Here is a 261-nt window from a genome sequence, read left to right as displayed (position 1 = left end):
GATCTGCGCCTTGCCTGCGACGCGGTTCTCCTGCTTCTCCATCAGTTCCTCGAACGCACGGATACGCGCCTTCGACTTGGTCTGACGGGCCTTAGGCGTCTGACGCATCCAGGCCAGCTCGTCGGCGATCGCCTTCTGCTTGCCCGCTTCGTCTCGCTCTTCCTGCTCCAGGCGCTTGGCCTTCTTTTCCAGATAGCCGGAATAGTTCGATTCGTAGGTGTAATAGCGGCCGCGATCGAGCTCGAGCACCCAGTTCACGAC

Annotated in this window: 1 pseudogene; it reads right to left on the bottom strand. The window is 60.5% G+C overall.

Going from position 1 to position 261, the window contains the following annotated elements:
• Positions 1 to 261, bottom strand: a pseudogene (locus tag AC0L2P_RS32410) (energy-dependent translational throttle protein EttA); the annotation flags it as partial.

This window comes from Mesorhizobium sp. WSM4836 (assembly GCF_055811815.1).
This window is presented reverse-complemented; position numbering and strand designations above follow the sequence as displayed.